At 67.1% G+C, this 9,973-nt stretch carries 8 protein-coding genes; 6 read left to right on the top strand and 2 right to left on the bottom strand.

What is annotated here, in order from left to right:
- The 3 genes from AB0B45_RS13250 to AB0B45_RS13240 form a co-directional block, all read left to right on the top strand.
- The coding region (locus tag AB0B45_RS13250; RefSeq protein WP_358129403.1) for a universal stress protein at window positions 1-555 on the top strand (555 nt) is incomplete at its 5' end.
- Window positions 556-574: 19 nt separating this feature from the next.
- Window positions 575-1,309: a M15 family metallopeptidase gene (locus AB0B45_RS13245; protein ID WP_358129401.1), complete on the top strand. Its 735-nt coding sequence runs from the start codon at window positions 575-577 to the stop codon at window positions 1,307-1,309.
- Window positions 1,310-2,223: 914 nt separating this feature from the next.
- Window positions 2,224-3,090 carry a hypothetical protein gene (locus AB0B45_RS13240; protein ID WP_358129399.1) on the top strand — a complete coding sequence of 289 codons (867 nt, stop codon included), beginning with the start codon at window positions 2,224-2,226 and terminating at the stop codon, window positions 3,088-3,090.
- A gap of 193 nt (window positions 3,091-3,283) precedes the next feature.
- Here the strand turns inward: AB0B45_RS13240 and AB0B45_RS13235 are convergent, their stop codons facing one another.
- Window positions 3,284-4,582 carry a lipase gene (locus AB0B45_RS13235; protein ID WP_358129398.1) on the bottom strand — a complete coding sequence of 433 codons (1,299 nt, stop codon included), beginning with the start codon at window positions 4,580-4,582 and terminating at the stop codon, window positions 3,284-3,286.
- 538 nt (window positions 4,583-5,120) lie between these two features.
- Between AB0B45_RS13235 and AB0B45_RS13230 the strand changes: the two genes are divergently transcribed.
- Together AB0B45_RS13230 and AB0B45_RS13225 are read left to right on the top strand one after the other, a co-directional pair.
- Entirely contained in the window at window positions 5,121-6,281 is a 1,161-nt protein-coding gene (locus AB0B45_RS13230) for a sensor histidine kinase (protein WP_358129435.1), read from the top strand.
- A complete protein-coding gene (locus AB0B45_RS13225; protein ID WP_358129396.1) occupies window positions 6,278-6,943 on the top strand; it encodes a response regulator transcription factor in 666 nt (221 codons plus the stop codon). The genes AB0B45_RS13230 and AB0B45_RS13225 overlap by 4 nt, the downstream gene beginning before the upstream one ends.
- Window positions 6,944-7,068: 125 nt before the next feature.
- On the opposite strand, the gene AB0B45_RS13220 is transcribed toward AB0B45_RS13225, so the two are convergent.
- Complete coding sequence (locus tag AB0B45_RS13220; RefSeq protein ID WP_358129395.1) at window positions 7,069-8,601, bottom strand: M28 family metallopeptidase; 1,533 nt, start codon at window positions 8,599-8,601, stop codon at window positions 7,069-7,071.
- Window positions 8,602-9,133: 532 nt separating this feature from the next.
- On the opposite strand from AB0B45_RS13220, the gene AB0B45_RS13215 reads away from it, so the two are divergent.
- Window positions 9,134-9,961: a glycerophosphodiester phosphodiesterase family protein gene (locus AB0B45_RS13215; RefSeq protein ID WP_358129392.1), complete on the top strand. Its 828-nt coding sequence runs from the start codon at window positions 9,134-9,136 to the stop codon at window positions 9,959-9,961.
- The last annotated feature ends 12 nt before the right edge of the window (window positions 9,962-9,973 follow it).

Here is a 9,973-nt window from a genome sequence, read left to right as displayed (position 1 = left end):
TCGACACCGCACATGATCACTCAAGGCCGTCTTGCTGTCCGCGAAACGATCAACCCGCCGCTCAGCACAACAATCTGGACGATAAAGAACAAGCTAAGAGCGTGCCGTGGAACCGCTGTCGAACCGGCTCCCCGAGGCCGCTTCGAGATAGGAAAAGACGGCGCGGGCCTGCTGGTCGTCGGCTACGACGGCACCGACCCGAGCCGCAACGCCCTGGCGTACGCCGCGGGGCTCGCCAGACGCGACGGGGCCAGCCTGCTGGTCGCCTTCGTCGAATGCCTCAACAGTGCCACGCTGTGGTTCTTCGCGGGGTCGCCGATCATTCCCGACCCCGCCGAGGACCTCATCGAGGACCTCCGTGAGGAGATGAGCCACCTCGGCGTGCCATGGCGCTTCGTGAGCGTGCGCGGCGACGCGGCCAGGGAGCTGGAGTCGCTCGCCTCCACCCACATGGCGGACGCCATCGTCGTGGGCCGCTCCCGCTCGCCCTGGCACACCTCGGTGTCCCGAGGCCTCGTACGGCACGCCCAGCGCACCGTTCTGGTCGTACCGTGAAGGCGCTACCTTGGAAAAGGTGAAATGCGTCCTCGTAGCCGTATCGTTGCTGGTCACCGCATGCGGCGGTAACCCCGCTCCCGTCGCGTCGGCCGCCGACACGTCAGACCGGGCGCCCGCCTCCACCCCCTCACCGGCCTCCACCCCCGCCGCCACGCCCACTCCGTCGCCGTCTCCGACCGACCCGCCCGCCTTCCAGTCCAAGGTGAGCAAACTGGACCCCGGCCGGCTCCCCCACTCGTGGAAGCCCGGCTGCCCCGTCCACTACAAGGACCTGCGCCTGGTCACCATGACCTACTGGGGCTTCGACAACCGCGCCCACACCGGCGAACTCGTGGTCCGCTCCACCGTCACCGACGACATCGTCACCGTCTTCAAGAAGCTGTACGGCATGCGGTACCCGATCAAGCGCATGGAACCGATCGACGTCTTCAAGGGCAGCGACTATGACTCGATCGACGCCGACAACACCTCGGCGTTCAACTGCCGCCGCGCCACGGGGTCGAGCAACTGGTCCAACCACGCCTTCGGTGAGGCCGTCGACCTGAATCCCCGCGAGAACCCTTACGTCACCGCGTCCGGCTCCACGGCCCACCCGAACGCCCGCAAGTTCGCCGAGCGGCCGCTGAAGGGGCGCGGCGTGATCAACTCCGGCGACCGGGTGGTGCGCGCCTTCGCGGCCGTGGGCTGGGGATGGGGCGGCGACTGGTCCGGCACCAAGGACTACCAGCACTTCAGCAAGAACGGCCGCTGATACCTGCGACGATGTCGCCGGACAGCCGCTGACCTGCGGTTCGGCACCTCGCTGTCTCTCGGCTTCTCCGGCGGTTTCGCGCTCTGACGTGCCCTCGTTGTGCCCTGCTTTTCTGGGGTACGGGCATCCGCTCACCAGTCTTCGGAGCCGAACGTTTCTGGACCATGGGCGCTGTTCCAGATCGCTTCGTCATCCCGGGCGGCTTCGCGCTGGCGTCATGTACCCCGATCGAGATTCAGCCCGTCCAAGGCGCGGGTGCCGCCCGGAATCGCTGCCGGCTCGCCTTACCGAGCGTACGCCGCTGCTACCCGGCGCCGGAGTGGTGGCTGTCCAGGCGACCGAGAAGATCGCGAGGGTAGCACACGATCCGGCGGGTCATCCGGAATTCATCATGGAAAGTCCTTGCCACTCCTTTCATTACCATGCGTGATTGACTAATCGCCAAACATGAATATTGACGGCCCTGGTGAAGATTGATAACGTCCCGTTCCACATGTGGCCCTCTCTCGAATCGCGCGAAAATTTGGTTGAAATAATAACCAGACGATTTCGTCGGCCTGACGTCATGAAATTATATATCGACGGCACTGGAGAATAACATCAAGACATTACTTCGCAGAGCCCTGTACAAGCGCCGCCGTTTTCCAGTCAACCGCACGATCATCCGGAGTTGCGTCTCCGCCGCTGCCGCGCTGGCGTTCGTCGCGTCCGTCCTCACCGCAGGTGTCGCCGCCAACGCCGAGTCCCATGCGCGCGCGTCGGCCGCTAGCGTCTCGGCTGTCGAGGCACGGCCCAACGACGGCTCCGGATATTGGCCGGACTTCTCGAACACCGGCTATGCCAACACTCCGGCCAATGCCGGCGGTCTGGGCTTGGGCGCATACCCGGGCCACCTCACCGACTATGCGTCGAATATGAGTGCCGGCAAACCATTGACACTCAGGTACCCGGATAACAGCGTCATCTCCTTCAAGCGCTTCCTGGCTCTGAAGGTATATATCTTCGGCGACAATCTCACGTTCGTCGGCTGCTCGTTCGAGGGCACCAACCCCGACGACAATCTCGTCCAGATCTACTCGGACAACAACATCAAGTTCCTGTACTCGACGTTCAAGCCCGACTCCTACTCGATGCCTCCCGGCAACGACGGCACCGTCTCGTCATCCCATTCCAAGCCAGGCACGCCTTTCGACAAGTCCTGGCAGTATGCGACGACGATGAAGGAAGCCGTCGTCGTCATGGACCACAACGACATCTGGGGCAACGCGGGTATGCAGATGGTGACGGGCTTCCCCGGACGCCCGTCGACCTGGACGAACAACTACATCCATGACATGGCCGATACGTCACATGACGTCTATCACCACGACGGCATAGGCCCGCAGAGTGAAGGCAATGGCGGCCCCATGATCATTCGCCACAACACTCTGGCCTCTTTGGGCAACACCAATGCCCTGGCCCTGCAGGGCAGCGGTGTCTACGATCGCATCTCGTTCACGGACAACTATGTCTCCGGCTGGGGTTACGCCCTGAGCATCGGCGTCGACGACAATGCCACCAACATCACCGTCACCGGTAACGTCTTCTCGGCCGAACTCGAGCAGTTGTACGGCTTCCTGTACGGCAACATCTGGGGCGGATCGGCCCGCGGCTCCACCTGGCGCGGCAATCTCATCCAAGCCCGTGCGGGGGACGGCAACCGAGCCTATTCGACGGCCGACAACGGCAAGTATCTATGGCCGACCGGTGCTGACAGCCATACCGCCGACTACACAGGCTGAGTCTCTTCCCAACTGACGGCGGCCGCACGACCGCGCTGCTCTTCGCGAACCCGGCAAACGCGAAGAGCAGCGCGAGCCGTAGGACACGAGCTTCGACGGCACGATGGCTGTGGGTGCGGAAGGAGGCCTGCGTCAAGGCGGGCGCACGGTTGGGCAGGGGCTCGGGTCGGCGGCCCGGGAACGACCTCCATGGTCACGGGACCAGCTTCACCTCGGGATAGCGCGGGGTGGGTCCGTCGAACAGGTGGGTGGGCCGTCCCTTCAGGTGCTGATCGAAGAAGGCGGTGACGTATGCGCGCTGGGCTGCGATGGAACGCCGCGGATCGATCGTTCCGATGAGCTCTGTGATCGGAAGGTCCTTGAGTTTCCCGGCGAGTTGGGGGAGAACCGCCTGCAGGTCGGTGAACGAGCCGTGTTGCGATCCGGTGAAGCGCAGTTCCCGTTTCCAGCCGGTCGACCTGCTCCAGAAGGACTTCCACGTGGGCTCGCTCTGCCGGGTCTTCGACCCCGACGCCATCTGCAGGAAGGGCTTGGCGAGCCCGGTCCTGGCGATCGGTCCGACGTATTCGCCGTCGAGGTTCACTCCCGCGTCGACGCGCCGGTCGTCATGCGCGAGTTGTGCCGCGACGGACCCGGCCAGGGATTGGCCGAGCATCCCGATTCGGGACAGGTTGAGGGATTCCCGTAGCCCGGCCGGCAGCGGCGTGCCGTGCGCGTCGGGGTTGCGCCCTTGGGAGAGGCCCCCGAGGCGGTCGAGGACGAACGACATGTCCGTGAGACGAGCCCGGGAATGTTTCCTGAGCAACTCCGCGATGACCTCCTCGGTCAGCTTGTCCGGCAGGGGGAGGGCTCGTTCGACCCGTCCACCGGGGAACTCCACCTGGTCGGCCTCATAGGTGTGGTCGACGCTGACCACGATGTAGCCGCGGCTCGCCAGCTCCTCGACCAGCGCGGTGCCGAGCGTGCGCGGGCCCCCGTCTCCAGAGGCGAACAAGATGATCGGGTACGCTCCCGCTTTCCTGTCCACCGGGGCGCCGATCCGGGCATGCGTCAGCGTCGCGGCCCAATCGACCGCGCCCGGCTTGATACTCATCTGGGGCGCGGAGTTCCTGTCCCAGTCGGCCGCGGCGAGCCGTGACATGTGCGGGGCCGGGGGCAGACCCGCCGCTCCTGTCGCCGGGTACCAGATACTGACCATGAGCTCGCGGTAGGGCTTGACAGGCATCAGCGGGTCGGGGCGTGACCGGTCCACCAGGTGCAGAGCGACCGTGCCGATGGGCTGCCCGCCGGTGGGCGCAGGCAGGGTCAGTCCGATCTTCGCCGCGTGCGTGACAGGGGTGGCCGTCACGGCCGTCGTGTCGGCGCGTGTCGCGGATTCCGCGGTGGCCGGGGTGAGTGCCGTTGCGGCGGTGACGAGAGCGGTGGCGATCCCCAGCCCGGCGATGGTCCGTCCGCGACGGCGGGAGCCGGGTTCGGGAGTGGAAGCCGACATGCGGTCAATCTCCTCACGGGTTGTCGGTGTGTGCCTGAGGAGACTTCCAGCGGGCTGCTCGCCTGCGCTAGCGGCCAGGGGATGATCCGACTTTGCGACGTCAGACGGACAAGAGGTGATCATCATCCGGGAGGATGAGGCGGCCCGCCCCGCATGGACGGAGGAGGAGCCCGCGCCGCCACGGGCCTCTGTGCGACTCGCGAGGTAGCGGTGTTCCGTCCTGAGGTGCAGTTCCGCCTCGAGGGTCTCAGCCGGTGGGCTCATGCGCTCGCCCGAGTTCGGCGCCTAGCGTGGGGCTCGTTGAAACGGCCTATCAGAACAGGCACGACATGGTGATCACATCTGGTGTGGATCCACGCGCCGGCTCGGCGTCGGGGCCCTGGGCAGGCGAGCTCCGCTGGGTGCCGTACGTCCACTATTTTGGCCTCATGGAGTACCTGGGTGCCGCCCTCAGGCACGGCACCGTCTCCTCGCTCGCGGATCGATGCGGGACGGCCTGCTGGTGAGGCCTGCCGTCTTCGCCTCCACGCCGTTGCGGGTGCAGGCATTGCTGCGGTTCGGCGTGCGACTCCCGTCCCTGACGCTCGACGCGCTGCCGGCGGCCGCGCTCTTCGTGGCGACCCTTGGCCCCGGTCAGGTCCTTCAGGGCCAGCCGCGGCTGCTGATCCTTCAGGTGGGCCTGCTGCTGCCCCTGATATGGCGACGCAGGGCACCGCTGGCGGTGTTCGGCGCGGTGGCCGCCGTGGCCTTTGTCCAGTGGCTCGTCGGCGTCCAACTGCCCGCCGACGTGGCATTGCTGATCGCCCTCTACACGGTCGCCGCGCACTGCGACTGGCGTCGCACGCTCCTGACCGGAGCCGTCCTCGAAATCGGCATTCTGCTGGCGTCCGCGCGCTGGGCACCCCACGGTCAGTTCGTCCTCTCGGCCATCGCGCTGACCGCGATGGCCGCCGCCGCGGCCGCCACCGGTACGAATCTGCGGACCAGACGTGCCTACCTGGCGTCGTTGCAGGAGCGTGCGCTACATCTGGAGCGCGAGCGCTCGCAGCAGGCGCAGCTCGCGGTCGCCGAGGAGAGAACCCGCATCGCCCGCGACGTGCACGACATCGTCACGCACAACCTGTCGGTCATGGTGGCGCTCGCCGACGTCGCGGTCTACACCCAGAACCGCTCACCTGACAAGACGAGCGCCGCCATCCAGCAGATCTCCGGCACCGGGCGGCAGGCTCTCACCGACATGCGGCGCTGCCTGGGCGTTCTGCGGGCCGATGAGCCGGACGCGCTGCGCCATCCGATGCCCGGCATCGCACAGCTGGAATCCCTCGCCGACCAGATACGCGCCACCGGGCTGCCGACCCGCCTCACCCTGGAAGGCGATTGCGCCCCCGTCCCCGCCGCGGCGCAGCTCACCGTCTACCGGCTGGTGCAGGAAGCCTTGACCAACACGCTCAAGCACGCGCCACCTGGCACCCACGCCGAGGTGCGGGTGCGCGTGTCTCCGGAGGCCGTCACCATTGACGTCACCGACGACGGCCGTACCGCACAGACCGCCGGTCCGTCGTCTGGACACGGCATACCCGGCATGCGCGCACGAGCGGCCGCATATGGCGGGAAACTTCATGCCGGTCCGCGTCCGGGCGGCGGCTGGCGCGTCTCGGCCCGCCTCGATCTCGACACGACCGCGGACGGCGCCTCGTGACGAGCCGCGTCCTGGTCGTCGACGACGAATCGCTGCTGCGCATGGCGTTCGGCATGCTCCTCGAAACCCAGTCGGACATGGAGCTGGTCGGCGAAGCGGGAGACGGTGCCGAGGCCGTACGGCTGGCACGGCAGCTGTGTCCCGACGTCGTCCTGATGGACGTGCGCATGCCCGGCACCGACGGAATCGAGGCGACCCGCCGGATCATCAGGGAGTCCCCGCAGTCGAAGGTGCTCATCCTGACCACCTTCGACCTCGACGAGTACGCCTTCGCAGGGCTGAAGGCCGGGGCGTCCGGCTTCCTGCTCAAGAACACCCGCCCCGAGGAACTGCTCACGGCGATCAGGAACGTCGCCGCCGGCGATGCGGTGGTCTCCCCGCGGATCACCCGCCGCCTGCTGGAAAGCTTCGCGCACCAACTCCCCACCGCCGGGGAGACCCGGGCGGGCGACGAGCGGCTGCGCCTGCTCAGCCCGCGCGAGCAGCAGGTGCTCGTGCACCTGGCCCGAGGCCTGTCCAACACCGAGATCGCCGCGGCGCTGCACCTCGCCGAGGCCACCGTGAAGACGCACGTCAGCCGGATCCTGCTGAAGCTGGAGCTACGCGACCGGGTCCAGGCGGTGATCTACGCCTACGAGACCCGCCTCGTCCGCCCGGAGTGACGGCGGTCCTGCCGCCGTGACACCCCGGGTGACCCAGGCGAGAAACGACTCAGGGAGCCCCTTGAGATCAAGGGACTCCCTGGTCAACGGCAGTACAGTAACGCCGCCTGCGCTCGGAGGAAGTGTTACTCGCTCACCGCCTGGTCGTGGTCGTGGTCGTCACCGCCGCCACCGGCGCCGGGGGTGGTGGAGCCGGGGGTTCCGCCGCCGGGCAGTTCCTTGCTGTAGGCGTAGACCACCGCGGCGGTGGCGACGGCGCCGGAGTTGATCGCCAGGGCCTCATCGTTGATGTTGGCGATGGAGTCGCACTCCTGGTGGTAGCACTTGTCGTAGGCCACCCCCGCCTGGCCGCCGAACTTCGCCGCCTCGGCCTCGGTCTTGATGCCCTCGGCGCCGGTGAACAGGCCGCCGGCCGGGATGCCGACCTCGATGAAGGGGCCGTAGTCGGAGCGGCCGGTGAAGTCGGTGCCGACGAACGGCTTGCCGATGGTGGTGTAGTACTTCTCGAAGAGCTTCTCGATCTTGTCGGAGCCGGCCGGGCCTGCCGGGGCGCCGACACCGTCGGAGTTGTCACCGTCGTAGATGCCGAAGGTGTAGTTCGGCGAGGCGATCATGTCGAAGTTGAGGTACAGCTTGATCTTGGCCTTCTCCTCGGCGGAGAGGCCGGCCACGTAGTGCTCGGAACCGAGAAGGCCGAGCTCCTCGGCGCCCCAGAAGTGGAAGCGGAGCTTGTTCTTGGTGGGCAGGGGCGCCAGCCTCAGCGCGGTCTCCAGGATCGCCGCGCTGCCGGAGCCGTTGTCGTTGATGCCGGGGCCTGCGACCACGCTGTCGAGATGCGCGCCGAGGGCGACGACCTTGTTGGCGTCGCCGGAGCGGTGCTCGGCGATGATGTTGCGGGTCTTACGGTGCAGGTCGCTCTCGGTCCTGGTCTTGACCTGGACAGCGGTTCCCGCCGCGGCGAGCTCGTTGCCCGCGGCGAAGGTCGTCCCCACGACCGGGATGGTGAAGGGGGCGCCGGCGGTGCCGGTCAGCAACCCGTCGCGGCCGGGCTGGCCCTCGTTGAAGATGATGACGGCGCTGGCGCCCGCCGCCTGCGCGTTCTCCGCCTTGACCTGGAAGGTGCAGGTGCCGCGCTGGAGAAGGGCTATGTTGCCCGCGGTGAACCCGGCGAAGTCGCTCGCCTCGCAGCCGGAGGTGGAGCTCGGCGCGGGAGTCGGCGGGAGGACCAGGTCGACGCTCTGCACGGTGCCGGTGACGTCGCCCGAGCCGGAGTACGTCATGGTCGCGAAGTCCGTCGCGGGGACGTAGGTCTTGGGCGTGGGAGCGGTCCTGGCCAGGGCCGGCTTCTCCAGCTCGCGGAAGAACGGGAACTCGAACTCCTGGAGCGTGACCTGGTAACCGGCCTTGCGGAGCTTGCCGGCGACGTAGTCCACCGACTGGTCGAAGCCCGGGGTGCCCGAGGCGCGGGTGCCGCCGTTGGCGTTGGCGATCTCCTGCAGCTTCTCCAGGTGCCGCTTCACCATGGGTGCGGTGATGCTCTTCCTGAACGCCGTGGGGTCGGGGTCCGCGCTGGCCGGGGCGGCCCAGACGAGGGGGAGAGCCATGGCCGATGCCGCGGTGACGGCGGCCAGTACGCTCCGATACGCGCGTTTGCGCATGCGAGACTCCTGTATCAGCAGTAGAGCCGGACAACCCCCGTATTCGCGATAAACGGAACATAGTTGCACGAATGCGATCTTGAAAGGCCCGCTTCGCATTTGTTATCGAGCGGAGTCAATTCAGTCGCCGTTGAACGCGAAGCCCGCAGAGCGCGCTGTTGCACGGCTATGGTGATCAGGTGTCAGGCAGGCCACCCGGGTGGATCTTCATGGCTGTGATCACGGCCACCGCGCTGGTGACCTTGTGGCTGGCCAGCGTTCCCGAGTGGTACGGCTTCCAGATCACGGCTGTCGCGATCGTCGTCTGGTTTCCGACGATCTTGATTGGGATCGTCCGACCCGCACAACATCGGCTTCTACGACACTGACCGCCTGACACATGAGCAGCGGGAGTTCGGCGGGCAACCTCGTCCGAGGCCGTGTCGCTTGCTCATCCGGCTGCCATCGTGGGGCTACTCTGCCATCAACTGATGGTCATGAACGTCAGCCAAGTTCGGAATCATAGGCCCCCTCCCCGGCCCCGAGGAGACCCATGTTTCGACGACTCGGCCTCATCATCGCGACCTTTCTCGCCACCCTCACCGCCCCCGTCGCCACCGCCACAGCCGCCGCCGACTCGGCGACGATCAACGTCGCCCACCGTGGTGCGTCCGCCTACGCGCCGGAGAACACCATCGCGGCCTTCGAGCTGGCCGACGACCAGGACGCCGACCTGTTCGAGCTCGACGTTCAGGAGACCAAGGACCACGAGCTGGTCCTGATGCACGACACCACTCTGACCCGTACCACCAACGTCGAAAGGCTCTTCCCCGGCCGCGCGCCCTGGAGGGTCGGTGACTTCACGCTCGCCGAGATCCGCAGACTGGACGCGGGGTCGTGGTTCGCGGGGAGGTTCAGGGGCGAAAGGGTGCCCACGCTGGGTGAGGTACTGCGGGAGATGACCGGGAGCGGGCTGGGCCTGCTGCTGGAGGTCAAGGCACCGCGCCTCTACCCGGGCATCGAGTCCCGCGTCGCCGACGAGCTGCGCCGTAACAGCTCGTGGTCGAGCCGGCTGGTCGTGCAGTCGTTCGACTGGGGCGCGATGCGCACGTTCCACCGGGCGATGCCGCAGATCCGGGTGGGCCTGCTCGGCACGCCGTCGACGGGGGACCTGGCCGATCTGGCCACGTTCGCCGGCCAGATCAACCCGCCCTACGGCGATCTCACGGCCGACTACGTCAGGCGCGTCCACAGCCACGGCATGGAGGTCTTCACGTGGACCGTGGACGACCCTGACGTGATGCGCCGGATGATCTCCTATCGGGTGGACGGCATCATCACCAACAAGCCCGACGTGCTGGGCGAGATCACCGACCTCTAGTCGTAGCCGTAC

Source organism: Nonomuraea sp. NPDC049152 (assembly GCF_040648355.1).
Lineage (GTDB): Bacteria > Actinomycetota > Actinomycetes > Streptosporangiales > Streptosporangiaceae > Nonomuraea.
The sequence above is the reverse complement of the archived record's forward strand: the minus strand, read 5'-3'. Positions and strand labels throughout refer to the sequence as shown.

Bases quoted from the DNA above. Each gene is read 5' to 3' on its own strand.
- AB0B45_RS13240 (WP_358129399.1), top strand. From the start codon at position 2,224: ATGAGTGCCGGCAAACCATTGACACTCAGGTACCCGGATAACAGCGTC.
- AB0B45_RS13235 (WP_358129398.1), bottom strand. From the start codon at position 4,582: ATGTCGGCTTCCACTCCCGAACCCGGCTCCCGCCGTCGCGGACGGACC.
- AB0B45_RS13220 (WP_358129395.1), bottom strand. From the start codon at position 8,601: ATGCGCAAACGCGCGTATCGGAGCGTACTGGCCGCCGTCACCGCGGCA.
- AB0B45_RS13215 (WP_358129392.1), top strand. From the start codon at position 9,134: ATGTTTCGACGACTCGGCCTCATCATCGCGACCTTTCTCGCCACCCTC.